The organism is Streptomyces sp. NPDC057854, from assembly GCF_042797055.1.
Taxonomy (GTDB): domain Bacteria; phylum Actinomycetota; class Actinomycetes; order Streptomycetales; family Streptomycetaceae; genus Streptomyces.
On sequence record NZ_JBHVMF010000032.1, the window covers coordinates 1 to 25,874 of the forward strand.

Annotated in this window: 37 protein-coding genes; 33 read left to right on the top strand and 4 right to left on the bottom strand. The window is 69.4% G+C overall.

The features are described from left to right. Positions 1-109: 109 nt before the first annotated feature. Genes ACFVQZ_RS32800 through ACFVQZ_RS32810 form a run of 3 tightly spaced genes read right to left on the bottom strand, consistent with a single transcriptional unit; the run spans position 110 to position 1,391 of the window. Positions 110-319 (bottom strand): hypothetical protein, encoded by a 210-nt coding sequence (locus ACFVQZ_RS32800; protein ID WP_030494240.1) that lies wholly within the window; start codon positions 317-319, stop codon positions 110-112. After that, positions 313-1,044 (bottom strand): hypothetical protein, encoded by a 732-nt coding sequence (locus ACFVQZ_RS32805; protein ID WP_383628454.1) that lies wholly within the window; start codon positions 1,042-1,044, stop codon positions 313-315. The genes ACFVQZ_RS32800 and ACFVQZ_RS32805 overlap by 7 nt, the downstream gene beginning before the upstream one ends. Beyond that, positions 1,041-1,391 (bottom strand): WhiB family transcriptional regulator, encoded by a 351-nt coding sequence (locus ACFVQZ_RS32810; protein ID WP_321192667.1) that lies wholly within the window; start codon positions 1,389-1,391, stop codon positions 1,041-1,043. The genes ACFVQZ_RS32805 and ACFVQZ_RS32810 overlap by 4 nt, the downstream gene beginning before the upstream one ends. Positions 1,392-1,647: 256 nt before the next feature. On the opposite strand from ACFVQZ_RS32810, the gene ACFVQZ_RS32815 reads away from it, so the two are divergent. The 5 genes from ACFVQZ_RS32815 (at position 1,648) to tuf (ending at position 6,804) form a co-directional block, all read left to right on the top strand. After that, complete coding sequence (locus tag ACFVQZ_RS32815) at positions 1,648-2,097, top strand: helix-turn-helix domain-containing protein (RefSeq protein ID WP_383628456.1); 450 nt, start codon at positions 1,648-1,650, stop codon at positions 2,095-2,097. 345 nt (positions 2,098-2,442) lie between these two features. Further along, positions 2,443-2,814 carry a 30S ribosomal protein S12 gene (gene rpsL / locus ACFVQZ_RS32820; RefSeq protein ID WP_003948652.1) on the top strand — a complete coding sequence of 124 codons (372 nt, stop codon included), beginning with the start codon at positions 2,443-2,445 and terminating at the stop codon, positions 2,812-2,814. 2 nt (positions 2,815-2,816) lie between these two features. After that, on the top strand, positions 2,817-3,287 hold the full coding sequence (rpsG, locus tag ACFVQZ_RS32825; RefSeq protein ID WP_030494244.1) for a 30S ribosomal protein S7: 471 nt from the start codon (positions 2,817-2,819) through the stop codon (positions 3,285-3,287). Positions 3,288-3,326: 39 nt separating this feature from the next. Beyond that, positions 3,327-5,453, top strand: a complete 2,127-nt coding sequence (gene fusA / locus ACFVQZ_RS32830) for an elongation factor G (RefSeq protein WP_030494245.1) — start codon at positions 3,327-3,329, stop codon at positions 5,451-5,453. Between the two features lie 157 nt (positions 5,454-5,610). After that, entirely contained in the window at positions 5,611-6,804 is a 1,194-nt protein-coding gene (tuf, locus tag ACFVQZ_RS32835) for an elongation factor Tu (protein WP_030494246.1), read from the top strand. Between the two features lie 102 nt (positions 6,805-6,906). Here tuf and ACFVQZ_RS32840 read toward each other — a convergent pair whose 3' ends face one another. Next, complete coding sequence (locus tag ACFVQZ_RS32840) at positions 6,907-8,847, bottom strand: PIG-L family deacetylase (RefSeq protein WP_383628459.1); 1,941 nt, start codon at positions 8,845-8,847, stop codon at positions 6,907-6,909. A gap of 312 nt (positions 8,848-9,159) precedes the next feature. Here ACFVQZ_RS32840 and gdhA point away from each other — a divergent pair, with 312 nt between their 5' ends. The 28 genes from gdhA to infA all read left to right on the top strand — a co-directional run bounded on the left by gdhA (position 9,160) and on the right by infA (position 25,853). Further along, on the top strand, positions 9,160-10,533 hold the full coding sequence (gene gdhA, locus ACFVQZ_RS32845) for an NADP-specific glutamate dehydrogenase (protein WP_030494248.1): 1,374 nt from the start codon (positions 9,160-9,162) through the stop codon (positions 10,531-10,533). Between the two features lie 139 nt (positions 10,534-10,672). Beyond that, positions 10,673-11,035 (top strand): YciI family protein, encoded by a 363-nt coding sequence (locus ACFVQZ_RS32850; RefSeq protein ID WP_383628462.1) that lies wholly within the window; start codon positions 10,673-10,675, stop codon positions 11,033-11,035. Next, positions 11,032-12,276 (top strand): RNA polymerase sigma factor, encoded by a 1,245-nt coding sequence (locus ACFVQZ_RS32855; protein WP_383628464.1) that lies wholly within the window; start codon positions 11,032-11,034, stop codon positions 12,274-12,276. The genes ACFVQZ_RS32850 and ACFVQZ_RS32855 overlap by 4 nt, the downstream gene beginning before the upstream one ends. 429 nt (positions 12,277-12,705) lie before the next feature. Continuing rightward, positions 12,706-13,014: a 30S ribosomal protein S10 gene (rpsJ, locus tag ACFVQZ_RS32860; RefSeq protein WP_003948644.1), complete on the top strand. Its 309-nt coding sequence runs from the start codon at positions 12,706-12,708 to the stop codon at positions 13,012-13,014. Between the two features lie 13 nt (positions 13,015-13,027). Further along, positions 13,028-13,672, top strand: coding sequence for a 50S ribosomal protein L3 (gene rplC, locus ACFVQZ_RS32865; protein ID WP_030494251.1), 645 nt, complete (start codon positions 13,028-13,030; stop codon positions 13,670-13,672). 4 nt (positions 13,673-13,676) lie between these two features. Beyond that, on the top strand, positions 13,677-14,327 hold the full coding sequence (gene rplD / locus ACFVQZ_RS32870) for a 50S ribosomal protein L4 (RefSeq protein ID WP_030494252.1): 651 nt from the start codon (positions 13,677-13,679) through the stop codon (positions 14,325-14,327). After that, a complete protein-coding gene (gene rplW, locus ACFVQZ_RS32875; RefSeq protein WP_030494253.1) occupies positions 14,327-14,644 on the top strand; it encodes a 50S ribosomal protein L23 in 318 nt (105 codons plus the stop codon). The genes rplD and rplW overlap by 1 nt, the downstream gene beginning before the upstream one ends. Positions 14,645-14,683: 39 nt before the next feature. Continuing rightward, the gene (rplB, locus tag ACFVQZ_RS32880) at positions 14,684-15,520 is read left to right on the top strand and encodes a 50S ribosomal protein L2 (protein WP_030494254.1); all 837 of its coding nucleotides are present in this window, start codon (positions 14,684-14,686) and stop codon (positions 15,518-15,520) included. Positions 15,521-15,532: 12 nt separating this feature from the next. Then, entirely contained in the window at positions 15,533-15,814 is a 282-nt protein-coding gene (gene rpsS, locus ACFVQZ_RS32885) for a 30S ribosomal protein S19 (RefSeq protein WP_030494255.1), read from the top strand. A gap of 43 nt (positions 15,815-15,857) precedes the next feature. Further along, positions 15,858-16,205 carry a 50S ribosomal protein L22 gene (gene rplV / locus ACFVQZ_RS32890; protein ID WP_009327087.1) on the top strand — a complete coding sequence of 116 codons (348 nt, stop codon included), beginning with the start codon at positions 15,858-15,860 and terminating at the stop codon, positions 16,203-16,205. Continuing rightward, positions 16,205-17,035, top strand: a complete 831-nt coding sequence (gene rpsC / locus ACFVQZ_RS32895) for a 30S ribosomal protein S3 (RefSeq protein ID WP_030494256.1) — start codon at positions 16,205-16,207, stop codon at positions 17,033-17,035. Before rplV ends, rpsC begins: the two co-directional genes overlap by 1 nt. A 5-nt stretch (positions 17,036-17,040) precedes the next feature. Next, entirely contained in the window at positions 17,041-17,460 is a 420-nt protein-coding gene (gene rplP, locus ACFVQZ_RS32900; protein ID WP_030494257.1) for a 50S ribosomal protein L16, read from the top strand. Further along, entirely contained in the window at positions 17,460-17,684 is a 225-nt protein-coding gene (gene rpmC / locus ACFVQZ_RS32905) for a 50S ribosomal protein L29 (protein WP_030494258.1), read from the top strand. Before rplP ends, rpmC begins: the two co-directional genes overlap by 1 nt. Beyond that, positions 17,684-17,965 carry a 30S ribosomal protein S17 gene (rpsQ, locus tag ACFVQZ_RS32910; RefSeq protein WP_030208995.1) on the top strand — a complete coding sequence of 94 codons (282 nt, stop codon included), beginning with the start codon at positions 17,684-17,686 and terminating at the stop codon, positions 17,963-17,965. The genes rpmC and rpsQ overlap by 1 nt, the downstream gene beginning before the upstream one ends. Positions 17,966-18,062: 97 nt before the next feature. Next, positions 18,063-18,431, top strand: coding sequence for a 50S ribosomal protein L14 (rplN, locus tag ACFVQZ_RS32915; RefSeq protein ID WP_003956455.1), 369 nt, complete (start codon positions 18,063-18,065; stop codon positions 18,429-18,431). 2 nt (positions 18,432-18,433) lie between these two features. Then, positions 18,434-18,745: a 50S ribosomal protein L24 gene (rplX, locus tag ACFVQZ_RS32920; RefSeq protein ID WP_030494259.1), complete on the top strand. Its 312-nt coding sequence runs from the start codon at positions 18,434-18,436 to the stop codon at positions 18,743-18,745. Next, positions 18,742-19,299 carry a 50S ribosomal protein L5 gene (rplE, locus tag ACFVQZ_RS32925; protein ID WP_107645419.1) on the top strand — a complete coding sequence of 186 codons (558 nt, stop codon included), beginning with the start codon at positions 18,742-18,744 and terminating at the stop codon, positions 19,297-19,299. The genes rplX and rplE overlap by 4 nt, the downstream gene beginning before the upstream one ends. A gap of 5 nt (positions 19,300-19,304) precedes the next feature. Continuing rightward, positions 19,305-19,490, top strand: coding sequence for a type Z 30S ribosomal protein S14 (locus tag ACFVQZ_RS32930; RefSeq protein ID WP_003956452.1), 186 nt, complete (start codon positions 19,305-19,307; stop codon positions 19,488-19,490). 222 nt (positions 19,491-19,712) lie between these two features. Next, complete coding sequence (rpsH, locus tag ACFVQZ_RS32935; protein ID WP_030494261.1) at positions 19,713-20,111, top strand: 30S ribosomal protein S8; 399 nt, start codon at positions 19,713-19,715, stop codon at positions 20,109-20,111. Between the two features lie 20 nt (positions 20,112-20,131). Beyond that, positions 20,132-20,671, top strand: a complete 540-nt coding sequence (rplF, locus tag ACFVQZ_RS32940) for a 50S ribosomal protein L6 (RefSeq protein WP_030494262.1) — start codon at positions 20,132-20,134, stop codon at positions 20,669-20,671. Between the two features lie 3 nt (positions 20,672-20,674). Continuing rightward, the gene (rplR, locus tag ACFVQZ_RS32945) at positions 20,675-21,058 is read left to right on the top strand and encodes a 50S ribosomal protein L18 (protein WP_030494263.1); all 384 of its coding nucleotides are present in this window, start codon (positions 20,675-20,677) and stop codon (positions 21,056-21,058) included. 45 nt (positions 21,059-21,103) lie between these two features. Next, entirely contained in the window at positions 21,104-21,709 is a 606-nt protein-coding gene (rpsE, locus tag ACFVQZ_RS32950; protein WP_030201551.1) for a 30S ribosomal protein S5, read from the top strand. Further along, positions 21,709-21,891, top strand: coding sequence for a 50S ribosomal protein L30 (gene rpmD, locus ACFVQZ_RS32955; RefSeq protein WP_005313525.1), 183 nt, complete (start codon positions 21,709-21,711; stop codon positions 21,889-21,891). The genes rpsE and rpmD overlap by 1 nt, the downstream gene beginning before the upstream one ends. Before the next feature lie 2 nt (positions 21,892-21,893). Further along, positions 21,894-22,349 (top strand): 50S ribosomal protein L15, encoded by a 456-nt coding sequence (rplO, locus tag ACFVQZ_RS32960; RefSeq protein WP_030494264.1) that lies wholly within the window; start codon positions 21,894-21,896, stop codon positions 22,347-22,349. Between the two features lie 217 nt (positions 22,350-22,566). Next, positions 22,567-23,886 (top strand): preprotein translocase subunit SecY, encoded by a 1,320-nt coding sequence (gene secY / locus ACFVQZ_RS32965; protein ID WP_383628470.1) that lies wholly within the window; start codon positions 22,567-22,569, stop codon positions 23,884-23,886. Beyond that, a complete protein-coding gene (locus ACFVQZ_RS32970) occupies positions 23,886-24,533 on the top strand; it encodes an adenylate kinase (RefSeq protein ID WP_383628472.1) in 648 nt (215 codons plus the stop codon). Before secY ends, ACFVQZ_RS32970 begins: the two co-directional genes overlap by 1 nt. Positions 24,534-24,629: 96 nt before the next feature. Then, complete coding sequence (gene map / locus ACFVQZ_RS32975) at positions 24,630-25,481, top strand: type I methionyl aminopeptidase (protein ID WP_383628474.1); 852 nt, start codon at positions 24,630-24,632, stop codon at positions 25,479-25,481. 150 nt (positions 25,482-25,631) lie between these two features. Continuing rightward, a complete protein-coding gene (gene infA, locus ACFVQZ_RS32980) occupies positions 25,632-25,853 on the top strand; it encodes a translation initiation factor IF-1 (protein WP_003956442.1) in 222 nt (73 codons plus the stop codon). The last annotated feature ends 21 nt before the right edge of the window (positions 25,854-25,874 follow it).

The window sequence follows — 25,874 nt, forward strand, 5'->3', positions numbered from 1 at the left end:
ATGCCGGGCGGGGGGAGGGGGCACTCCCTAACGGGCGCCGCGCCCCGTGTCCGGACCGGACACGGGGCGCTCCGCCGTTCCCGCGCGGGCGCGCGGTCGAGGGGCTGGATCAGGTCGTACGGGGCCGGGCCCGCCGCCGGGCCGCCCGCTCCGCCGCGAAGACGTCCTCCAGGCGGAAGAGCTGGGCGCGGCCCGCGCGGCCCGCGGCCCGCAGGTGGCCCAGCTGGACCCACTTGCGGATGGTCGCGGGCGCGACCCCGGCCTCGGCGGCGGCCAGCGGCCCCGGGATCAGGGCCGGCAGGTGGGGCGTGCTCAGCATGGGGTCTCCTCCGTGTCGTCCATCGCCGCCTCGATCTCCTCCGCGCGGGCGCCGGACGCCGCCGCCAGCTCCCGCCACGCGTCCTCCCGCCACAGGTGCCGGTAGGCCGGGTCGTCCTGGCAGCCGCACACCGGATCGGCGCACACACAGGCCGGGTTGACGCACAGCACCGCCCGGCGGTCCGGGAACGCGCGCAGCGAGACCGAGTCGCACCACGGGCAGCGGCCGGCCACCCGCACCACCGGCTCCGTCGCGCCGAGCGTCCGCGCGCACCGGCGGGCCATCCGCCGCAGCTCGTCCCGCACGTGGCGGGCCAGGTCGGGGTGGGCGGCGACGGCGTCGAGGAGCCCGACGACCCGGCGGACCCGGTCGGTGACCCCGGCGCGCGGCGGCCGCGGCAGCCCGAGCCGCGCGCACACGGCCTCCTCCAGCTCCACCACGCCGTCGGTCACGTCCCGGATGCAGTCGGAGACGTGCAGCCGGATCGGGGCGGCGCCGTGGCCGGGGACGGCGAGCCCGTGCCGCTGCTCCATGAGCAGCGCCTCGCGCCGTTCCTGGCGCAGGAGTTCGGCGTCGCCGGGGCGGGGGACGGCCGGCGCGGCGCCGGCGGGGGAGCGGCGGACGGGGGCCAGCTCCTCGGCGAGTTCGGGGAACTGCCGGACGAGCGCGGCGGCCCAGAGCGTCACGTCCCGCAGGACGGCCTCGGCGGCGGCCCGCCCGGTCACGCGGTCCCCCCGGCGCGGCCGCCGCCCGCGACGGCGGCGAGCGCGGCGTCGAGCTGCGCGGCGACGGCACGGGGGTCGAGGGGACCGGCGGTGCCCGGTGTCGTGTGACGGGTGGCCGAACGGGGCTGCACCGGGCGGCCGTTGCGCCACAGGCGGCCGGCGCAGACGCCGTCGAACCAGCTCTCGGCGGGGGCGACGGCGGCCTCGCACTCACGGGGGACGGGACAGGCGGCGCAGGCCCGCAGGGCGGGGGCTGCCTGCCGCTCGCGGCGGGCGAAGACGACGGCCGGGGAGAGGCCGGCGCACGCGGCGGCGGCCTGCCAGGGGGTCGGGTCGGGCTGGGACAAGACGTTCTCTCCACGGTCCGGGGCCGCGGGGCGCGGGCCACGAGGGCCGGCGTCCGGGGCCGGCGAGTGCGGCGGACAGCAGACTGACATGTTGCGTGCGAGCTCGCAACTAACGCCCAGGCGGTCATCTTGCCGCTCCGGTGGTGGTCTTCATCGTTTCGACACGATTGCGTGCCCGAAAGCACGTAATTCCGTGCGCGCAAGCACGCTAGAGTGAGGGGCCCGGAGGGTGGGGATGATGAGGGAGCGGTAGAGCATGAACAGTCATGGGCTCGACGAGTTCGCCGGCTGGGTCGAAGGCCTGATGAGACGGCGCGGGTACGACATCGACAGCCCGCGTGGCGGCGGCAAGTCCCGGATCGCGGACGAGGCCGGGGTCCACCGGGCCGCGGTGACCCGCCTGCTCCAGCGGCAGAGCATGCCCGACCTGGAGACCATGCGCCGGATCGCCCCGCTGCTCGGGGTCTCCGTCCGGGACATGCTGATCCGCTCCGGCCGGGTCACCCCCGAGGAACTCCCGCTCGCGGCGGACCTGCTCCCGCCGACCGACTGGCAGCCCACCATGGAGGACTTCGCGCGCTGGCTCGGCGTCCCCGACGAGCGCATGGGCGTCTTCGTCAAGGTGGTCAGCCAGTTCCTGGAGCCCGACGCCGCCCCCGAGGCCGAGGACGTCCGCCCCGAATCCCGCCGCACCGCCCGCGACTGACCCCGCCCCGCCGGGCGCCGCGCGGTGCCGGCCGGGCGCTGGTGCGGTGCCGCCGGGGGCCGCCGGGGCGGGTCGTATCAAGATCGGCCCCGGCCGTCCCCGGGCCGCCGGGTTCCTTTTCTTTTGACCGCAGTCCGTGCGGTAGGTACGCTCATGCCTTGTGCCTGGGGTGTGCCTGGGCTCCTGTGCGTGTCCACAACCGCACGTGAGTCCCTAGACCGGCCGCCGTGATCCGCGCCCTTTCCGCGCTCTGTGGAAGTACGCCGGGTCCGACACGCCCGACCGCGTGGGTCGGTGAATGTTCCAGGTTAGTAGTACTTACGGCACACAGAAACCGGAGAAGTAGTGCCTACGATCCAGCAGCTGGTCCGGAAGGGCCGGCAGGACAAGGTCGAGAAGAACAAGACGCCCGCTCTCGAGGGTTCGCCCCAGCGCCGTGGCGTCTGCACGCGTGTGTTCACGACCACCCCGAAGAAGCCGAACTCGGCCCTCCGTAAGGTCGCGCGTGTGCGTCTGACCAGCGGCATCGAGGTCACGGCCTACATCCCGGGTGAGGGACACAACCTGCAGGAGCACTCCATCGTGCTCGTGCGTGGTGGCCGTGTGAAGGACCTGCCTGGTGTTCGTTACAAGATCATCCGCGGTTCCCTCGACACCCAGGGTGTCAAGAACCGCAAGCAGGCCCGCAGCCGCTACGGCGCCAAGAAGGAGAAGTAAGAATGCCTCGTAAGGGCCCCGCCCCGAAGCGCCCGGTCATCATCGACCCGGTCTACGGTTCTCCTCTTGTCACGTCGCTGATCAACAAGATCCTGCTCGACGGCAAGCGCTCCACCGCCGAGCGCATCGTCTACGGCGCCATGGAGGGCCTGCGCGAGAAGACCGGTGCTGACCCGGTCGTCACGCTGAAGCGCGCCCTCGAGAACGTCAAGCCGGCTCTCGAGGTCAAGTCCCGTCGTGTCGGTGGCGCCACCTACCAGGTGCCGATCGAGGTCAAGCCCGGTCGTGCCTCCACCCTCGCGCTGCGCTGGCTCGTCGGTTACTCCCGCGCCCGTCGCGAGAAGACCATGACCGAGCGCCTCATGAACGAGCTCCTGGACGCCTCCAACGGCCTGGGCGCTTCGGTCAAGAAGCGTGAGGACACGCACAAGATGGCCGAGTCCAACAAGGCCTTCGCGCACTACCGCTGGTAGTCGCAACCCCCATCGAGACCGAGAGAAGACTGAAGCCTTATGGCTACCACTTCGCTTGACCTGGCCAAGGTGCGCAACATCGGCATCATGGCCCACATCGACGCGGGCAAGACGACCACCACCGAGCGGATCCTGTTCTACACCGGCGTTTCGTACAAGATCGGTGAGGTCCACGACGGCGCTGCCACGATGGACTGGATGGAGCAGGAGCAGGAGCGTGGCATCACGATCACGTCCGCTGCCACCACCTGCCACTGGCCGCTCGAGAACGTCGACCACACGATCAACATCATCGACACGCCGGGTCACGTCGACTTCACCGTCGAGGTGGAGCGTTCGCTGCGCGTGCTCGACGGTGCTGTCACCGTGTTCGACGGCGTGGCCGGTGTCGAGCCCCAGTCCGAGACCGTCTGGCGTCAGGCGGACCGCTACGGCGTTCCGCGCATCTGCTTCGTCAACAAGCTCGACCGCACGGGTGCCGACTTCTTCCGCTGTGTCGACATGATCGTGAGCCGCCTCGGCGCGACCCCGATCGTCATGCAGCTCCCGATCGGTGCCGAGGCCGACTTCCAGGGCGTCATCGACCTCGTGCGGATGAAGGCCCTCGTCTGGTCCGCCGAGGCGACCAAGGGCGAGATGTACGACGTCGTCGACATCCCGGCCGACATGCAGGAGCTCGCCGACGAGTGGCGCGCCAAGCTCGTCGAGGCCGTCGCCGAGAACGACGAGGAGCTCATGGAGCTCTTCCTCGAGGGCCAGGAGCCCACCGAGGAGCAGCTCTACACCGCGATCCGTCGCATCACCATCGCCTCCGGCAAGGGCGGCGACACCACGGTCACCCCGGTGTTCTGTGGCACCGCGTTCAAGAACAAGGGCGTCCAGCCCCTGCTCGACGCCGTCGTCCGCTACCTGCCGTCGCCCCTCGACGTCGAGGCCATCGAGGGCCAGGACGTCAAGGACGCCGAGGTCGTCGTCCGGCGCAAGCCGTCCGACGAGGAGCCGCTGGCCGCCCTCGCGTTCAAGATCGCGAGCGACCCGCACCTCGGCAAGCTCACCTTCGTCCGGATCTACTCCGGTCGCCTGGACGCCGGCACCGCGGTGCTGAACTCCGTCAAGGGCAAGAAGGAGCGCATCGGCAAGATCTACCGCATGCACGCGAACAAGCGTGAGGAGATCGACTCGGTGGGCGCCGGCGACATCGTCGCCGTCATGGGCCTGAAGCAGACCACCACCGGTGAGACGCTGTGCGACGAGAAGAACCCGGTCATCCTGGAGTCCATGGACTTCCCGGCGCCGGTCATCCAGGTCGCGATCGAGCCCAAGTCCAAGGGTGACCAGGAGAAGCTGGGTGTCGCCATCCAGCGTCTCGCGGAGGAGGACCCCTCCTTCCAGGTGCACTCGGACGAGGAGACCGGCCAGACCATCATCGGTGGCATGGGCGAGCTCCACCTCGACATCCTCGTCGACCGCATGCGTCGCGAGTTCAAGGTCGAGGCGAACGTCGGCAAGCCGCAGGTGGCGTACCGCGAGACGATCCGCAAGGCCGTCGAGCGCGTCGACTTCACGCACAAGAAGCAGACCGGTGGTACGGGTCAGTTCGCCAAGGTCCAGATCGGCATCGAGCCGATCGAGGGCGGCGAGGCGTCGTACGAGTTCGTGAACAAGGTCACCGGTGGCCGCATCCCCAAGGAGTACATCCCCTCGGTGGACGCGGGTGCGCAGGAGGCCATGCAGTTCGGCATCCTCGCCGGCTACGAGATGACCGGCGTCCGCGTCATCCTGCACGACGGTGCGTACCACGAGGTCGACTCCTCCGAGCTCGCCTTCAAGATCGCCGGCTCGCAGGCCTTCAAGGAGGCCGCGCGCAAGGCTTCGCCCGTGCTCCTCGAGCCGATGATGGCCGTCGAGGTCACCACGCCCGAGGACTACATGGGTGAGGTCATCGGCGACATCAACTCCCGCCGTGGCCAGATCCAGGCCATGGAGGAGCGGGCCGGTGCCCGCGTCGTGAAGGGCCTCGTGCCCCTCTCGGAGATGTTCGGCTACGTCGGCGACCTGCGCAGCAAGACGTCCGGCCGTGCCAGCTACTCCATGCAGTTCGACTCCTACGCCGAGGTTCCGCGGAACGTCGCCGAGGAGATCATCGCGAAGGCCAAGGGCGAGTAACGCACCGCGTTCAACGCACCGCGTCCACACGCTTTAGGCTTGTCACCGACCGATGGGGGCTGTCCCGAGAGGGACACCCCCTGTCGGACGGCACCCCAGCAAAGATCACCTGGCGCCGATGAAGCAAGGCGTTCAGAACCACTCCAGGAGGACCCCAGTGGCGAAGGCGAAGTTCGAGCGGACTAAGCCGCACGTCAACATCGGCACCATCGGTCACATCGACCACGGTAAGACGACCCTCACGGCCGCCATTACCAAGGTGCTGCACGACGCGTACCCGGACCTGAACGAGGCCTCGGCCTTCGACCAGATCGACAAGGCTCCCGAGGAGCGCCAGCGCGGTATCACCATCTCCATCGCGCACGTCGAGTACCAGACCGAGTCGCGTCACTACGCCCACGTCGACTGCCCCGGTCACGCGGACTACATCAAGAACATGATCACGGGTGCCGCGCAGATGGACGGCGCCATCCTCGTGGTCGCCGCCACCGACGGCCCGATGCCGCAGACCAAGGAGCACGTGCTCCTGGCCCGCCAGGTCGGCGTTCCGTACATCGTCGTCGCCCTGAACAAGGCCGACATGGTGGACGACGAGGAGATCCTGGAGCTCGTCGAGCTCGAGGTCCGTGAGCTCCTCTCCGAGTACGAGTTCCCGGGCGACGACCTGCCGGTCGTCCGCGTCTCCGCGCTCAAGGCCCTCGAGGGCGACAAGGAGTGGGGCGAGAAGCTCCTCGGCCTCATGAAGGCCGTGGACGAGTCCATCCCGCAGCCCGAGCGCGACGTCGACAAGCCGTTCCTGATGCCGATCGAGGACGTCTTCACGATCACCGGTCGTGGCACCGTCGTCACCGGCCGCATCGAGCGTGGTGTCCTCAAGGTCAACGAGACCGTCGACATCATCGGCATCAAGCCGGAGAAGACCACCACCACGGTCACCGGCATCGAGATGTTCCGCAAGCTCCTCGACGAGGGCCAGGCCGGTGAGAACGTCGGTCTGCTCCTCCGTGGCATCAAGCGCGAGGACGTCGAGCGCGGCCAGGTCATCATCAAGCCGGGCTCGGTCACGCCGCACACCTCCTTCGAGGCCCAGGCGTACATCCTGTCGAAGGACGAGGGTGGCCGTCACACCCCGTTCTTCAACAACTACCGCCCGCAGTTCTACTTCCGTACCACGGACGTGACCGGCGTCGTGACCCTCCCCGAGGGCACCGAGATGGTCATGCCGGGCGACAACACCTCCATGTCCGTCGAGCTGATCCAGCCCGTCGCCATGGAGGAGGGCCTCAAGTTCGCCATCCGTGAGGGTGGCCGGACCGTCGGCGCCGGCCAGGTCGTCAAGATCAACGCCTGATCTTGAACTGACCTGGTGGCTCGCAGGAGCCGCTGAGCAGTAGGGGAAGGCCCCGCACCGGAAGGTGCGGGGCCTTCTCGCGTTCCCGGCCGTACGCCGCCGCTACGGCCGCCAGGACCAGGGCCGCCCGTCCGGGCCGAGCCCCACCACCGTCACCCCGCGCGCGCCCACGTGCAGCGCGGGCGTCCCCACCGCCGGCGGCCCCTCCGTCCGGGTCCGCAGCCGCCCGCCGGCCCGCGCGCACACCCGCCCCGCGGCGTCCGCGCCCACCAGCACCGTGCCCCCGCCGGCGTCGACCGCCGCCCGCACCTCCCCGAAGCCGTCCAGACCCGCGTCCGTGCCGTCCGGACCGGTCAGCCGCGCCGACGCCGGCGCCCGGAGGTAGAGCAGGCCGCCCGCGCTCGCCACCGTCGAACCCGACGGCGGCAGGGCCCCCGGCGCCTCCCGGCCGTCCACCCAGTGCCGTACGGACCGCTCGCCCGCCGCGTACACGTGCGTCCGGCCGGCCGCGTCCGGCGAGACCGCCAGGCCGTCCTGCACCACCGCGTCCCCCGGCAGCGCCCGCCACGGCCCCCAGGTGCCGTCCGGCTCGCGGACCCGCTCGGCGACGCCCCGCGCCGCGTTCCGCACGTACAGCCGCACCCGGCCGTCCGGGGCCGCCACCGCGACCGGGGCGCCCAGCCGGCGGCTGCGGTCCGCGCCCCGGTCCGGGGTGCCGAGACCGCGCCAGGCGAGGAACGGGCCGCCGGGGGACCGCTGTTCGAGCAGGACGACCTCGCGCCGGTTCGGGCCGCCGCGCCCCGCCAGGGCCGCGAACCGCACCCCGAAGAGCAGCACCCGCCCGTCCGGCAGCACCGCCGACCCCAGCACGGGCGCCAGCGGCCCGCCGCCCAGGTCCTCCGGCGCGCTCCACACCCCGGGGGAGGTCTCCCGCCGGCGCACCGCCCGCAGCCCCAGCACCCCGTACGCGGCGAGCCGCCCGTCCGGCTCCTCGGCGAGCGCGAGCGCCGGGCCCGGCCAGCGGCGGTGGGTGGAGCGGACCCAGCCCTTGCGGTTGGTCAGCGGCCGGTCGCCGCCGACCCCGTAGTCGCCGCACCCCGACGGATTGCCGCACGCCCAGGACGGGTCCCCGCCGTACGGCACCAGCCGGGCCGCCTTCGCCGCCAGCACGGCCGGCGGCAGGTTCTTCGGCCAGTGCCGGTTGTAGTAGCCGCGGAAGGCGGTCGCCGTGAACACCGGGACCGGCGCCCCGGCCCGTACCTCCTCCGCCACCCAGCGGACCAGCGCCGCCCACGCGAAGCAGGCCGCCGCCGTGTGGTCGCCGTGGTCCGAGAAGCCCGGCTGCTCGGAGTTCCGGCGGCGGGTCGCCTCGTCGCCGGGCTGGACGTCCGGGTCCGGGTCGAGGGTGTGCACCACCGTCGGCCGGTAGCGGCGCAGCAGCCCGGTCAGCGCCGCCACCAGACCCTCGTGGTCGTACGGCCCCGGGCGGGTCACCGGCGAGCCCGCCGAGCGGTGCGGCGCCAGCTCCAGCGCCCGGTCCTCCCAGAGCGCGGGCAGCGCCATGTAGCGGCGCGGGGTGTGCATCGGCAGGTCCAGGAAGACCAGCTCCACCCGGCGCCCGCCGTGCGCCAGCACCGCGCGCTCGGCGGTCCGGCCGCCGCCGAGCGCCGCCGCCTCCCGCCGCCACGGCGTGAACAGCGGCAGGCCCAGCGCCTCCGCGTAGCTCTGCCGCAGGCCCTGGCGGCGGGCCGAGGAGTACGCGGCCCGGTCCGGCCGCGCCTCCGGCATGCCCGCGACCCGGTTGACGCCGGTGTGCTCGCCGGCCGTCACGTACACACAGACCAGCGGCACCCCGGCGGCGAGCAGCCGCTGCGCGTCCGGGTTCATGAAGTACAGGTCGTCGTCCGGGTGCGCCACGATCTGGAGCAGCAGCGCCCGGCGCGGCTCCCCGCCCGCGAACGGCTTGCCCGGGGCCGGGTCGGCGGCCGGGACGGCGCGGCGCGGAGCGGGTACGGAACAGCCCGCGGCCAGGGCCGTGGTCACGGCGGTGGCCAGGAGCGTACGGCGGGACGGTCGGTGCACGGCGGATGGCCCTTCCCCCAAGGTCGGTCCCTGGCTAGACGGCCCGCGCGGGCCCCGGGTTGCCCCTCCGGCGTGGACCGGCCGCCGTCTTGCATGCCGGGACGGACCGGATCGCTTACTGGTGCGTGCATTCACCTGGATGTCACACTGCGGCAGGCGGCGGTCCCACAGGTGCGGGGGCGCGCGAGGACGCCGCCCGTCAACGCTCGGCAACGGCGCCGAGCTCCGCACCGCTTCCCTGGCGCGCACCGGCGTGCCAGAAGGGGGTACTCCGTGCCGTCCCGTCCCACCGCCGAGACCACCGCCGCCCGGTCCGCGCTCGACGCGCTGCGCGCCGAGATCGAACAGCGCAACCCGGCCCAGCCCGAGTTCCACCAGGCCGTCCACGAGGTGCTCGACAGCCTCGCGCCGGTGCTCGCCGCGCGCCCCGAGTACGCCGAACCCGGCCTCCTGGAGCGGCTGGTCGAGCCCGAGCGGCAGATCGTGTTCCGGGTCCCGTGGCAGGACGACCGGGGCCGCGTGCACGTCAACCGCGGCTTCCGCGTCGAGTTCAACAGCGCCCTCGGCCCCTACAAGGGCGGCCTGCGCTTCCACCCGTCGGTGAACCTCGGCATCGTCAAGTTCCTCGGCTTCGAGCAGATCTTCAAGAACGCCCTCACCGGCCTCGGCATCGGCGGCGGCAAGGGCGGCAGCGACTTCGACCCGCACGGCCGCAGCGACGCCGAGGTCATGCGCTTCTGCCAGTCCTTCATGACCGAGCTGTACCGGCACCTCGGCGAGCACACGGACGTCCCCGCCGGCGACATCGGCGTCGGCGGGCGCGAGATCGGCTACCTCTTCGGCCAGTACCGGCGCATCACCAACCGCTGGGAGGCCGGCGTCCTCACCGGCAAGGGCACCGGCTGGGGCGGCTCCGCGATCCGCCCCGAGGCCACCGGCTACGGCAGCGTCCTCTTCGCCGCCGCCATGCTCCGCGAGCGCGGCGAGGACCTGGAGGGGCAGAGCGCCGTCGTCTCCGGCTCCGGCAACGTGGCGCTGTACACGATCGAGAAGCTGCTCGCCCTCGGCGCCAACCCGCTGACCTGCTCCGACTCCAGCGGTTACGTCTACGACGACAAGGGCATCGACCTCGACCTGCTCAAGCAGGTCAAGGAGGTCGAGCGCGGCCGGGTCGCCGACTACGCCGAGCGGCGCGGCGGCTCCGCCCGCTTCGTGCCCGGCGGCCGGGTCTGGGAGGTCCCCGCGGACGTGGCCCTGCCGTCCGCGACCCAGAACGAGCTGGACGCGGACGACGCCGCCGCGCTGGTCCGCAACGGCGTGAAGGCGGTCGCCGAGGGCGCCAACATGCCCACCACCGCCGCCGCCGTGCACCTCCTCCAGGAGGCCGGCGTCGCCTTCGGCCCCGGCAAGGCGGCCAACGCGGGCGGCGTCGCCGTCAGCGCCCTGGAGATGGCCCAGAACCACTCCCGGACGTCCTGGTCCGCGGCCCGCGTCGAGGAGGAACTGGCCGCGATCATGACCGGCATCCACCGCACCTGCCACGAGACCGCCGAGCGGTACGGCGCCCCCGGCGACTACGTCACCGGCGCCAACATCGCCGGCTTCGAGCGGGTCGCCGACGCGATGCTGGCGCAGGGCGTGATCTGACCCGGTCCCCGTACGGCCTCTCCCCCCGGAAAGAATTCTTCGGAAGATCTTTCCGGAGGATGTCGAGGACCCGGACACCGGCTCCGACCGTAGGGTGACAGCGCGCCGACGGGGCGCGCGGGACGGGGAGGGACCCGGCATGAAGTACGTCGCGATGATCTACGGCAACCAGGCCAAGTGGGACGCGTTCCCGGCCGAGGCGTGGCCGGAGGCGATCGCCCGCCAGGAGGCGTTCAACCGGAAGTACCGGGAGACCGGCGAGCTGATCGGCGCGTACGGACTCGCCGACGCCGCCTCCGCGATGCTGGTCCGCCGCGAGGCCGGCGCCCCCGCCGTCACCGACGGCCCCTACCTGGAGACCAAGGAGTACCTGGCCAGCTTCTACCTGCTGGACTGCGAGTCCCTGGAGCGCGCCCAGGCCATCGCCGCCGACATGCCCTTCGCGGACGTCGACCCGGTGGAGCTGTGGCCGGTGCTGCACGAGTCCGCGGCGGACGTGTGAGCGAGCCGGCCGGCGTCGAGGACCTGCTGCGGGCGAGCGCCCCGCGGGTCCTCGGCGCGCTCGTCCGCCGCCACGGCGACTTCTACGGCTGCGAGGACGCCGTCCAGGAGGCGCTGATCGCGGCGGCCCGGCAGTGGCCGGAGCAGGGCGTCCCCGAGCGCCCCGGCAGCTGGCTGCTGACCGTCGCCCAGCGCAAGTACGTCGACCAGGTGCGCAGCGAGGCCGCGCGCCGGCGCCGCGAGGACACCGTCGCGCTCGCCACCCCGGCGGCCGAGCTGCTCGCGCCGCCCGCCGACCGGGCGGGGGAGGGGGACGCGGACGACTCGCTCGCGCTGCTGTTCCTCTGCTGCCACCGGGACCTGTCGCCGCCGAGCCGGATCGCGCTGACCCTGCGCGCCGTCGGCGGCCTCACCACGGCGCAGATCGCGGCGGCCTTCCTGGTGCCGGAGGCGACGATGGCGCAGCGGATCAGCCGCGCCAAGCAGACCGTCCGGGCCGCCGGGGACGACTCCCTCGCGCTGCCGGAGGGCGAGGACCGCACCGCCCGGCTCGCCGAGGTGCGGCACGTGCTCTACCTGGTCTTCAACGAGGGGTACACGGCGAGCGGCGGCGAGGCGCTGACGGCGCCCGAGCTGTCGTCGGAGGCGATCCGGCTGGCCCGGCTGCTGCACCAGCTGGTCCCGGACGACACCGAGACGGCCGGCCTGCTGGCGCTGATGCTGCTCACCGACGCCCGCCGCCCGGCGCGCACCGGTCCGCACGGCGAGCTGGTGCCGCTGGCGGAGCAGGACCGCGGCCGGTGGGACGCGGCGCTGGTCGCCGAGGGCGTGGCGCTGATCAGCCGGACGCTGCCTAAGGGGCGGGTGGGGCCGTACCAGATCCAGGCGGCGATCGCGGCGGTGCACGACGAGGCGGAGACGGCGGAGGCGACCGACTGGCCGCAGATCCTCGCCCTGTACGACCTGCTGGAGCAGGCCGGCCCGAACCCGATGGTGTCCCTGAACCGGGCGGTGGCGGTGGCCATGGTGGACGGCCCCCGGGCCGGTCTCGCGCTGCTGGACGAGCTGGCCGCCGACAAGCGGCTGGCCCGTCACCACCGGCTGCTCGCCACCCGGGCCCACCTGCTGGAGCTGGCCGGCGAGCCGGAGGCCGCGGCGGCGGCGTACCGGGAGGCGGCGCGGCGGACGACGAGCGCGCCGGAGCGGCGGCACCTGTCGGAGCGGGGCCGGCGGCTGGGCTGAGCGGGAAGGGCGCGTACGGGAATCCGCGCGCCCCCTGCGTGTACCCGGACGTGACGTGGGGTACAGTCTTCGACCCCGATTGGCGGCCCGCCGGGGCCGTATGGCAGACTAGCGGGGTTGCTCGGTTGAGTGCCGATGCTGCGCGCCTCCCGCCGGGAGGACCGGAAGCGAGTCCCACAGTACTCGTCGCCCCTTCTCAGGGGCGGACGTACGGGAATCTTCCGGGAAGCGTCAGCGGGGTACCGGCCAGGCACCCGGTGGGTGTTCTGCCCCCGTTCCGCGGTCCACGGCCCGCACCCCCTTGGTTGGGAAATCCTTCGGGACTTCTTCGTAGAGGGAGTGCGACACGCCCGACCGCGTGGGTCGGAGGAAGAACGCGAACCCCCCGGGTTCCGGAGCGTTACGAAGAGACAGGACTACGAAGTAGCCATGGCGGGACAGAAGATCCGCATCCGGCTCAAGGCCTACGACCACGAGGTCATCGACTCCTCGGCGAAGAAGATCGTCGAGACGGTGACCCGCACTGGTGCGTCGGTCGCGGGCCCGGTGCCGCTGCCCACTGAGAAGAACGTGTACTGCGTCATCAAGTCGCCGCACAAGTACAAGGACTCGCGCGAGCACTTCGAGATGCGCACGCACAAGCGCCTCATCGACATCCTCGACCCCACGCCGAAGACGGTTGACTCGCTGATGCGTCTCGACCTGCCGGCGGGCGTCGACATCGAGATCAAGCTCTGAGGTGACGCGCGAGATGGCTAAGAACATCAAGGGCATCCTGGGCGAGAAGCTCGGCATGACGCAGGTCTGGGACGAGAACAACCGGGTCGTCCCGGTGACCGTCGTCAAGGCCGGCCCGAATGTCGTGACCCAGGTGCGTACGAACGACGTCGACGGCTACGAGTCGGTCCAGATCGCCTTCGGCGAGATCGACCCGCGCAAGGTGAACAAGCCCCTCAAGGGCCACTTCGCCAAGGCCGACGTCACCCCGCGCCGTCACCTTGTCGAGATCCGTACCGCCGACGCCGGCGAGTACACCCTCGGCCAGGAGATCACCGCCGAGGTCTTCGAGGCGGGCATCAAGGTCGACGTGACCGGCAAGAGCAAGGGCAAGGGCTTCGCCGGTGCCATGAAGCGCCACAACTTCCGTGGTGGCAAGGCTTCCCACGGTGCCCACCGCGTGCACCGCAAGCCCGGTTCGATCGGTGGCTGCGCCACCCCGGGCCGCGTCTTCAAGGGCATGCGCATGGCCGGCCGCATGGGCAACGAGCGCGTGACCACCCAGAACCTGACCGTTCACGCCGTTGACGCGGAGAAGGGCCTGCTGCTCATCAAGGGCGCGGTTCCTGGTCCGAACGGCGGCCTCGTCCTGGTCCGCACCGCGGCCAAGGGGGCCTGAGGATATGAGCACCATTGACATTCTGTCGCCCTCCGGCGACAAGGCGGGGACCATCGAGCTCCCGGCCGAGATCTTCGACGCCAAGATCAGCGTCCCGCTGATCCACCAGGTCGTCGTCGCGCAGCTTGCGGCTGCCCGCCAGGGCACCCACAAGACCAAGACGCGCGGCGAGGTCCGCGGTGGTGGCAAGAAGCCGTACCGCCAGAAGGGCACCGGCCGCGCCCGTCAGGGTTCGACCCGCGCCCCGCAGTTCGCCGGTGGTGGCGTCGTGCACGGTCCCGTGCCGCGTGACTACTCGCAGCGGACCCCCAAGAAGATGAAGGCCGCCGCCCTCCGCGGTGCCCTCTCCGACCGGGCGAACCACTCCCGCATCCACGTCGTCTCCGGCGTGGTCGAGGGTGACGTCTCCACCAAGGCCGCCAAGGTCCTGTTCGGCAAGATCTCGGAGCGCAAGAACCTGCTCCTGGTCGCCGAGCGCACCGACGAGGCCGCGTGGCTGTCCGCCCGCAACCTGCCCCAGGTCCACATCCTGGAGCCGGGCCAGCTGAACACGTACGACGTGATGCGATCCGACGACGTGGTCTTCACCCAGGCCGCCTTCGAGTCCTTCGTGTCTGGCCCCAAGGCCGACGACAACGAGGGGAACGACGCCTGATGGCCGAGATCACCAGCAAGACCTTCACGGACCCGCGCGACGTCCTCGTCAAGCCGGTTGTCTCCGAGAAGAGCTACGCGCTGCTCGACGAGAACAAGTACACGTTCATCGTCGCGCCGGGCGCCAACAAGACGCAGATCAAGCAGGCCGTCGAGGCGGTCTTCTCGGTCAAGGTCACCGGGGTCAACACGATCAACCGCCAGGGCAAGCGCAAGCGCACCCGCACCGGTTTCGGCAAGCGCGCCAACACCAAGCGCGCCATCGTGACCCTCGCCGAGGGCAACCGAATCGACATCTTCGGCGGCCCGACCGCCTGACGGCGGTCGAGTCGTCCGATATCGGACGAGGACTGAGAAATGGGTATCCGCAAGTACAAGCCGACTACGCCGGGCCGCCGTGGCTCCTCCGTAGCCGACTTCGTCGAGATCACGCGGTCCACGCCGGAGAAGTCGCTGGTCCGCCCCCTGCACAGCAAGGGCGGCCGTAACAACACCGGTCGTGTGACCGTCCGTCACCAGGGCGGTGGCCACAAGCGCGCCTACCGCGTGATCGACTTCCGTCGTCACGACAAGGACGGCGTGCCGGCCAAGGTCGCTCACATCGAGTACGACCCCAACCGCACCGCGCGCATCGCGCTGCTCCACTACGCGGACGGCGAGAAGCGCTACATCATCGCTCCCAAGGGTCTGACGCAGGGTGACCGCGTCGAGAACGGCCCGGGCGCGGACATCAAGCCCGGCAACAACCTGGCCCTCCGCAACATCCCGGTCGGTACCACGATCCACGCGATCGAGCTCCGTCCCGGCGGTGGCGCCAAGTTCGCCCGCTCCGCGGGTGCCTCCGTGCAGCTGCTGGCGAAGGAGGGCACCATGGCCCACCTCCGCATGCCCTCCGGTGAGATCCGTCTCGTCGACGCCCGCTGCCGCGCCACCATCGGCGAGGTCGGCAACGCCGAGCAGTCGAACATCAACTGGGGTAAGGCCGGCCGCAAGCGCTGGCTGGGCGTTCGCCCGACCGTTCGCGGTGTGGCGATGAACCCGGTTGACCACCCGCACGGTGGTGGTGAGGGCAAGACCTCCGGTGGTCGCCACCCGGTCTCCCCGTGGGGTCAGAAGGAGGGTCGTACTCGTTCGCCGAAGAAGGCTTCGAACAAGTACATCGTCCGCCGCCGCAAGACGAACAAGAAGCGCTAGGAGCGGGTTTAGATGCCGCGCAGTCTCAAGAAGGGGCCCTTCGTCGACGACCACCTGATCAAGAAGGTGGACGCCCAGAACGAAGCCGGCACCAAGAACGTCATCAAGACCTGGTCCCGTCGCTCCATGATCATCCCGGCGATGCTCGGGCACACGATCGCGGTGCACAACGGCAAGACCCACGTCCCGGTGTTCGTCACCGAGTCGATGGTCGGGCACAAGCTCGGCGAGTTCTCGCCGACGCGTACCTTCCGGGGTCACGTCAAGGAAGACCGGAAGTCGAAGCGCCGCTAGTAGCGGATCGCATTCAGACACGTAAGTAACTGAAGGGACAACCATGGAAGCCAGGGCCCAGGCGCGGTACATCCGCGTCACGCCCATGAAGGCCCGCCGCGTGGTGGACCTGATCCGTGGCATGGATGCCACGGAGGCTCAGGCTGTTCTGCGATTCGCTCCGCAGGCAGCCTCCGTGCCGGTCGGCAAGGTGCTCGACAGCGCCATCGCCAACGCCGCGCACAACTACGACCACACGGACGCCTCTTCGCTGTTCATCAGCGAGGCGTACGTCGACGAGGGCCCGACCCTGAAGCGGTTCCGTCCGCGCGCCCAGGGCCGTGCCTACCGGATCCGCAAGCGGACCAGCCACATCACCGTGGTCGTCAGCAGCAAGGAAGGAACCCGGTAATGGGCCAGAAGGTTAACCCGCATGGGTTCCGGCTCGGCATCACCACGGACTTCAAGTCCCGCTGGTACGCCGACAAGCTGTACAAGGACTACGTCAAGGAAGACGTCGCCATCCGCCGGATGCTGACGTCCGGCATGGAGCGCGCCGGCATCTCGAAGGTGGAGATCGAGCGCACCCGTGACCGTGTCCGCGTGGACATCCACACCGCTCGTCCGGGCATCGTCATCGGTCGCCGCGGCGCCGAGGCCGACAAGATCCGCGGCCAGCTGGAGAAGCTGACCGGCAAGCAGGTCCAGCTGAACATCCTCGAGGTCAAGAACCCCGAGGTCGACGCTCAGCTCGTGGCCCAGGCCGTCGCCGAGCAGCTCTCCTCCCGCGTCTCCTTCCGTCGGGCCATGCGCAAGAGCATGCAGTCCGCCATGAAGGCCGGCGCCAAGGGCATCAAGATCCAGTGCGGTGGCCGCCTCGGCGGCGCCGAGATGTCCCGCTCGGAGTTCTACCGCGAGGGCCGTGTGCCGCTGCACACGCTCCGCGCGAACGTCGAGTACGGCTTCTTCGAGGCCAAGACGACCTTCGGCCGCATCGGCGTGAAGGTCTGGATCTACAAGGGCGACGTCAAGAACATCGCCGAGGTCCGCGCCGAGAACGCCGCCGCCCGCGCCGGCAACCGTCCGGCCCGTGGCGGTGCTGACCGCCCGGCCGGCCGCGGTGGCCGCGGTGGCGAGCGTGGCGGTCGCGGTCGCAAGCCGCAGTCGGCTCCCGCTGCCGAGGCCCCCAAGGCCGAGGCCGCCGCCGCTCCGGCTGCCGAGAGCACCGGAACGGAGGCCTGACCGAAATGCTGATCCCCCGTAGGGTCAAGCACCGCAAGCAGCACCACCCGAAGCGCAATGGCATGTCCAAGGGTGGCACGCAGGTTGCGTTCGGCGAGTACGGCATTCAGGCCCTCACCCCGGCCTACGTGACCAACCGCCAGATCGAGGCCGCGCGTATCGCGATGACCCGCCACATCAAGCGTGGCGGCAAGGTCTGGATCAACATCTACCCGGACCGCCCGCTCACGAAGAAGCCTGCCGAGACCCGCATGGGTTCCGGTAAGGGTTCCCCGGAGTGGTGGATCGCGAACGTCAAGCCCGGTCGGGTGATGTTCGAGCTGTCCTACCCGAACGAGAAGATCGCGCGTGAGGCTCTGACTCGTGCGGCTCACAAGCTGCCGATGAAGTGCAAGATCGTTAAGCGCGAGGCAGGTGAGCTGTGATGTCGGCCGGTACCAAGGCGTCCGAGCTGCGCGAGCTGGGCAACGAGGAGCTTGTCGCCAAGCTCCGCGAGGCCAAGGAAGAGCTGTTCAACCTCCGCTTCCAGGCGGCGACGGGTCAGCTCGAGAACCACGGCCGTCTGCGGGCGGTCCGTAAGGACATCGCCCGGATCTACACCCTCATGCGTGAGCGTGAGCTCGGCATTGAGACGGTGGAGAACGCCTGATGAGCGAGAGCAACGTGACTGAGAAGACGGAGCGCAACGCCCGCAAGGTCCGCGAGGGCCTGGTCGTCAGCGACAAGATGGACAAGACCGTCGTCGTCGCCGTCGAGGACCGCGTCAAGCACGCGCTGTACGGCAAGGTCATCCGCCGTACCAACAAGCTCAAGGCTCACGACGAGCAGAACGCCGCCGGCATCGGTGACCGTGTCCTCCTGATGGAGACCCGGAAGCTGTCGGCGACGAAGCACTGGCGCGTCGTCGAGATCCTCGAGAAGGCCAAGTAATCCCTCCTAGGGGGACCCCCTAGGAACAGTTCCGCCAGGCTCGGCAGGGGCACTCCGGTGCCCCTGCCGGGAACCGGCAGACAATCAGGAGATAGACGTGATCCAGCAGGAGTCGCGACTTCGCGTCGCCGACAACACTGGTGCCAAGGAGATCCTTTGCATCCGTGTTCTCGGTGGCTCGGGTCGCCGCTACGCGGGCATCGGTGACGTCATCGTCGCCACCGTCAAGGACGCGATCCCCGGTGGCAACGTGAAGAAGGGTGACGTCGTCAAGGCGGTCATCGTTCGCACCGTCAAGGAGCGCCGCCGCCAGGACGGCTCGTACATCCGCTTCGACGAGAACGCCGCCGTCATTCTGAAGAACGACGGCGACCCTCGCGGCACCCGTATCTTCGGCCCCGTCGGCCGTGAGCTGCGCGAGAAGAAGTTCATGAAGATCATCTCGCTCGCGCCGGAGGTGCTGTAAGCATGAAGATCAAGAAGGGCGACCTGGTTCAGGTCATCACCGGCAAGGACAAGGGCAAGCAGGGCAAGGTCATCGCGGCCATGCCGGCGGAGAACCGTGTCCTCGTCGAGGGTGTCAACCGGGTCAAGAAGCACACGAAGGCCGGCCCGAACCAGGCCGGCGGCATCGTGACCACCGAGGCGCCGGTCCACGTCTCCAACGTCCAGCTGGTCGTGGAGAAGGACGGCAAGAAGGTCGTCACGCGTGTCGGTTACCGCTTCGACGACGAGGGCAACAAGATCCGCGTTGCCAAGCGGACGGGTGAGGACATCTGATGGCTACCACCACTCCGCGTCTCAAGACGAAGTACCGCGAGGAGATCGCGGGCAAGCTGCGTGACGAGTTCCAGTACGAGAACGTCATGCAGATCCCCGGCCTCGTGAAGATCGTGGTCAACATGGGTGTCGGCGACGCCGCCCGTGACTCGAAGCTGATCGAGGGCGCCATCCGCGACCTCACCACGATCACCGGTCAGAAGCCGGCCGTCACCAAGGCCCGCAAGTCCATCGCGCAGTTCAAGCTGCGCGAGGGTCAGCCGATCGGTGCCCACGTCACGCTCCGTGGCGACCGCATGTGGGAGTTCCTGGACCGCACCCTGTCGCTCGCGCTGCCGCGCATCCGCGACTTCCGCGGCCTGTCCCCGAAGCAGTTCGACGGCCGTGGCAACTACACCTTCGGTCTCACGGAGCAGGTCATGTTCCACGAGATCGACCAGGACAAGATCGACCGTGTCCGGGGTATGGACATCACCGTGGTCACCACGGCGACCAACGACGACGAGGGCCGTGCCCTTCTGCGTCACCTCGGCTTCCCGTTCAAGGAGGCGTAAGCGAGATGGCGAAGAAGGCTCTCATCGCGAAGGCTGCCCGTAAGCCCAAGTTCGGTGTGCGTGCGTACACCCGCTGCCAGCGCTGCGGTCGCCCCCACTCCGTGTACCGCAAGTTCGGCCTGTGCCGCGTGTGCCTCCGTGAGATGGCTCACCGTGGCGAGCTGCCGGGCGTGACCAAGAGCTCCTGGTAATTCCCCCTCGCCCTCTGGGCGTTGGGAACGACAGGAGTCTCTCGGTAGGCATTGGGCCGGCGGAGGCCCGACCCGGCATGCCGTAGGCTTGAAGGGTTGGGCGTCCGCCGCCCGTACGACTTACTACGCCGTAGGTCCACCGCACCGCACCCGCCCCGTCTCGGATCGGGGAGAGGGATGGTGCACCAGGAAACCCCGGCGAGAGAGGCCGAAGGCCAATTCATGACCATGACTGATCCGATCGCAGACATGCTCACGCGTCTGCGTAACGCGAACTCGGCGTACCACGACTCCGTGACGATGCCGCACAGCAAGATCAAGTCTCACATCGCGGAAATCCTCCAGCAGGAGGGCTTCATCACGGGCTGGAAGGTCGAGGACGCCGAGGTCGGCAAGAACCTCGTCATCGACCTCAAGTTCGGTCCGAACCGTGAGCGCTCCATCGCGGGCATCAAGCGGATCTCGAAGCCGGGCCTCCGGGTTTACGCGAAGTCCACCAACCTGCCGAAGGTCCTCGGCGGCCTGGGCGTGGCGATCATCTCCACGTCCCACGGTCTCCTGACCGGCCAGCAGGCGCAGAAGAAGGGCGTGGGTGGGGAAGTCCTCGCCTACGTCTGGTAGTCGGGAACGGAGGAATAGCAATGTCGCGAATCGGCAAGCTCCCCATCACGGTTCCCGCCGGCGTGGACGTCACCATCGAGGGCCGCACGGTCACGGTGAAGGGTTCCAAGGGCACCCTGAGCCACACCGTCGCCGCGCCGATCGAGATCGTTAAGGGCGAGGACGGCGTTCTGAACGTCACCCGTCCGAACGACGAGCGTCAGAACAAGGCCCTCCACGGCCTGTCCCGCACGCTGGTGGCCAACATGATCACCGGTGTGACCACGGGATACACGAAGGCGCTCGAGATCAGCGGTGTCGGTTACCGCGTGGCCGCGAAGGGCTCCAGCCTGGAGTTCCAGCTCGGCTACAGCCACCCGATCCTGGTGGAGGCCCCCGAGGGCATCTCCTTCAAGGTCGAGTCGCCGACCAAGTTCTCGGTCGAGGGCATCGACAAGCAGAAGGTCGGCGAGGTCGCCGCGAACATCCGCAAGCTGCGGAAGCCCGACCCGTACAAGGCCAAGGGCGTCAAGTACGCGGGCGAGGTCATCCGCCGCAAGGTCGGAAAGGCTGGTAAGTAAGCCATGGCATACGGTGTCAAGATCGCCAAGGGCGACGCTTACAAGCGCGCCGCGAAGGCGCGCCGTCACCTGCGCATCCGTAAGAACGTGTCGGGTACGGCGGAGCGTCCGCGTCTCGTCGTGACGCGCACGAACCGCGGTATCACCGCGCAGGTCATCGACGACCTCAAGGGTCACACCGTGGCGTCGGCCTCCCACCTGGACGCTTCCGTCCGCGGTGGCGAGGGCGACAAGTCCTCGGTGGCCCAGAAGGTCGGCGCCCTGGTCGCCGAGCGCGCCAAGGCCGCCGGTGTCGAGGCCGTCGTGTTCGACCGTGGTGGCAACAGGTACGCCGGGCGCATTGCCGCTCTGGCTGACGCCGCCCGCGAAGCCGGGCTGAAGTTCTAAGCCCCGGTTCCGGGACTAACGGACGTAACAGAGAGAGGTATTCCAATGGCTGGACCCCAGCGCCGCGGCAGCGGTGCCGGTGGCGGCGAGCGGCGGGACCGGAAGGGCCGCGACGGTGGCGCTGCCGCCGCCGAGAAGACCGCGTACGTTGAGCGCGTAGTCGCGATCAACCGCGTCGCCAAGGTTGTCAAGGGTGGTCGTCGTTTCAGCTTCACCGCGCTGGTCGTGGTGGGCGACGGTGACGGCACCGTGGGTGTCGGTTACGGCAAGGCCAAGGAGGTGCCGGCCGCCATCGCCAAGGGTGTGGAGGAGGCCAAGAAGCACTTCTTCAAGGTCCCCCGTATCCAGGGCACCATCCCGCACCCCATCCAGGGTGAGAAGGCCGCGGGCGTCGTCCTGCTCAAGCCTGCTTCCCCCGGTACCGGTGTGATCGCCGGTGGCCCGGTGCGCGCGGTTCTCGAGTGCGCCGGCGTCCACGACATCCTGTCGAAGTCGCTCGGCTCCGACAACGCGATCAACATCGTGCACGCGACCGTGGAGGCCCTGAAGGGCCTGCAGCGTCCCGAGGAGATCGCGGCCCGCCGCGGTCTGCCGCTCGAGGACGTCGCCCCCGCGGCTCTGCTTCGTGCGCGTGCTGGGGCGGGTGCGTAATGGCTCGCCTCAAGATCACGCAGACGAAGTCGTACATCGGCAGCAAGCAGAACCACCGCGACACGCTGCGTTCGCTCGGGCTCAAGCGCCTGAACGACGTGGTCGTCAAGGAGGACCGTCCCGAGTTCCGCGGCATGGTGCACACCGTCCGCCACCTCGTGACGGTTGAGGAGGTCGACTGATCATGGCGGAGAACAACCCGCTCAAGATCCACAACCTCCGTCCCGCCCCGGGCGCCAAGACCGCCAAGACCCGTGTGGGTCGTGGTGAGGCGTCGAAGGGTAAGACGGCCGGTCGTGGTACCAAGGGCACCAAGGCCCGCTACCAGGTTCCGGAGCGCTTCGAGGGTGGGCAGATGCCCCTCCACATGCGCCTCCCGAAGCTCAAGGGCTTCAAGAACCCGTTCCGCACCGAGTACCAGGTCGTGAACCTGGACAAGCTGGCCGCGCTCTACCCGCAGGGTGGCGAGGTCACGGTGGCCGACCTGGTCGCCAAGGGTGCGGTTCGTAAGAACCAGCTCGTCAAGGTGCTCGGCACCGGCGAGGTCTCCGTGGCGCTGCAGGTGACGGTCGACGCCGTCTCCGGCTCCGCCAAGGAGAAGATCGCCGCCGCCGGCGGCACCGTCACCGAGCTCGTCTGAGACGACTCGATGGCATGAACATCCGACCGGGGATGCCTCCCAAAAGGGGCATCCCCGGTTGGTCGTTCCTAGGGGGGCATGGTCGCCGGTAAGGTGGCGTGCACCGTCCATGCTCATGCGGTATAGACCGCGAGGGCCGGGACCGATCTCTCTCAGTCCTTATCGAATCTCAAGACCGTCACCTCTGACGCTTAGCGCGGGGGTCGCAGGAGGCACCGTGCTCACCGGCTTCGCCCGGGCGTTCAAGACGCCCGACCTGCGCAAGAAGCTGCTCTTCACGCTGGCGATCATCGTGCTGTACCGCCTCGGGGCCCACGTCCCCGTCCCCGGCGTCAGCTACGAGGCCGTCCAGATGTGCGTGGACCAGGCGAGCGAGGGCAACAACAGCCTGTTCGGCCTGGTGAACATGTTCAGTGGCGGCGCACTGCTGCAGATCACCATCTTCGCGCTCGGCATCATGCCGTACATCACGGCGAGCATCATCCTGCAGCTGCTGACCGTCGTGATCCCGCGTCTGGAAGCCCTCAAGAAGGAGGGCCAGAGCGGCACCGCGAAGATCACGCAGTACACCCGCTACCTGACGATCGCGCTGGCGATCCTCCAGGGCACCGGTCTCGTGGCCACCGCGAAGAGCGGCGCGCTCTTCAGCGGCTGCAGCGTCGCGGACCAGGTCGTCCCGGACCCGTCGATCTTCACCATCGCCACCATGGTCATCACCATGACCGCGGGCACCGCCCTCGTCATGTGGCTCGGTGAGCTCATCACCGACCGCGGCATCGGCAACGGCATGTCGATCCTGATGTTCATCTCGATCGCCGCCGGCTTCCCGGGCGCGCTGTGGGCCATCAAGGAGAGCGGCAAGCTCGCCCAGGGCTGGATCGAGTTCGGCACCGTCATCCTCATCGGCTTCGTGATGGTGGCCCTCGTCGTCTTCGTCGAGCAGGCCCAGCGCCGCATCCCGGTGCAGTACGCGAAGCGCATGATCGGCCGCAGGTCGTACGGCGGTACGTCCACTTACATCCCGTTGAAGGTGAACCAGGCAGGTGTGATTCCTGTCATCTTCGCCTCGTCGCTGCTCTACATCCCCGCGCTGATCGCGCAGTTCTCCAGCAGCACCGCCGGCTGGAAGACCTGGATCGAAGCCCACTTCGTCAAGGGTGACCACCCCTACTACATCGCGACGTACTTCCTCCTGATCGTGTTCTTCGCCTTCTTCTACGTGGCGATCTCGTTCAACCCCGAGGAAGTCGCCGACAACATGAAGAAGTATGGTGGCTTCATCCCGGGTATCCGGGCTGGTCGACCTACTGCCGAGTACCTGAGCTACGTGCTCAACCGGATCACTTGGCCGGGCTCGCTGTACTTGGGTCTGATCGCTCTTGTGCCGACGATGGCGTTGGCAGGCTTCGGCGGTGCCAATGCCAACTTCCCGTTCGGCGGGACGAGCATCCTCATCATCGTGGGTGTCGGGCTGGAGACCGTGAAGCAGATCGAGAGCCAGCTCCAGCAGCGCAATTACGAAGGGTTCCTCCGCTGATGCGAATCGTCCTCGTCGGACCGCCCGGGGCCGGCAAGGGAACGCAGGCCGCGTTTCTTGCCAAGAACCTGGCCATCCCGCACATCTCCACGGGTGACCTGTTCCGTGCCAACATCTCGCAGGGCACGGCGCTGGGCCTGGAGGCGAAGGGTTACATGGACCGGGGCGAGCTCGTCCCGGACGAGGTGACCATCGGGATGGCCAAGGACCGCATGAAGCAGGCGGACGCCGCGAACGGCTTCCTGCTCGACGGGTTCCCGCGCAACGTGGCCCAGGCCGAGGCCCTGGATGTCGTGCTGAAGGCCGACGACATGCAGCTGGACGCGGTCCTGGACCTGGAGGTCCCCGAGGACGAGGTCGTGAAGCGGATCGCGGGTCGCCGCATCTGCCGCAACGACTCCTCGCACGTCTTCCACGTGACGTACAACGCCCCGAAGACCGAGGGTGTCTGCGACGTCTGCGGAGGCGAGCTCTACCAGCGCGCGGACGACTCCGAGGAGACGGTCCGCACCCGCCTGGAGGTCTACCACACGCAGACCGAGCCGATCATCGACTACTACCGGGCGCAGAACCTGGTCGTGACGATCTCCGCGCTCGGCAAGGTGGACGAGGTCACGGCGCGTGCGATGGACGCGCTGAAGAAGTAACCCCACGCTCACGCGGTACGGCCGCGGTGCCCCTGACGGGCGCCGCGGCCGTATCGTTGTTCTGTCCCGTACTCCCCTGGAAAGGCCCCCGTCACGATGGTGCAGATCAAGACCCCCGAGCAGATCGCGAAGATGCGCGAGGCGGGGCTGGTCGTCGCCGCCATCCACGCGGCGACCCGCGAGGCGGCCGTGCCGGGCGCCACGACCAAGGACCTGGACGAGGTCGCGCGGAAGGTGATCGCCGACCACGGGGCGAAGTCGAACTTCCTCGGGTACGGCGGCTTCCCCGCGACCATCTGCACCTCGGTCAACGAGGTCGTCGTCCACGGCATCCCGGACGAGAAGACGGTCCTCAAGGACGGCGACATCATCTCCATCGACGCCGGCGCGATCGTGGACGGCTGGCACGGCGACGCCGCGTACACGGCGTTCGTCGGCACCGGCCACGCGCCGGAGCTGATCGAGCTGTCCCGGGTGACCGAGGAGTCGATGTGGGCCGGCATCGCCGCGATGCGGGTGGGCGCCCGGCTGGTCGACATCTCGAAGGCGGTCGAGACGTACATCAAGCGCCAGCCGCGGCCGGCCGTCGGCGAGCACAGCCTCGGCCGGTACGGCATCGTCGAGGACTACGGCGGCCACGGCATCGGCACCGAGATGCACATGGACCCGCACCTGTTGAACTACGTCTCCCGCAAGCGCGGCAAGGGCCCCAAGCTGGTCCCCGGCTTCTGCCTGGCGATCGAGCCGATGGTGTCCCTCGGCACCCCGCGCACGGAGGTCCTGGAGGACGACTGGACCGTCGTCTCCACGGACGGCACCTGGTCCTCGCACTGGGAGCACAGCGTCGCCCTGACGGAGGAGGGCCCGCTGGTCCTGACCGCCGTCGACGGCGGCAGGGCGAAGCTGGCGGAACTGGGCGTCACCGCGGCCCCGGACCCGCTGGCGTAGTCCGGAGTAAGGATCTTCCGCGCTGGGCACACTCCCCGGATTCGTTTTTTCCTGGGGCCTGGCGTAGACTGATGCGTCGGCTCTCGTGTACCCGTGTGTCCGCACCGGAGAACGAGAGTCGATCAAGGTAGCCGATTCGAAGGGCGAAGCGTGGCCAAGAAGCAAGGTGCCATCGAGATCGAGGGCACCGTGATCGAGTCCCTGCCGAACGCCATGTTCAAGGTGGAGCTCCAGAACGGTCACAAGGTCCTCGCGCACATCTCCGGCAAGATGCGGATGCACTACATCCGTATCCTCCCGGACGACCGGGTCGTCGTGGAGCTGTCTCCGTACGACCTGACGCGTGGCCGGATCGTCTACCGGTACAAGTAGATCTTGCCCGCACCCCCGCCT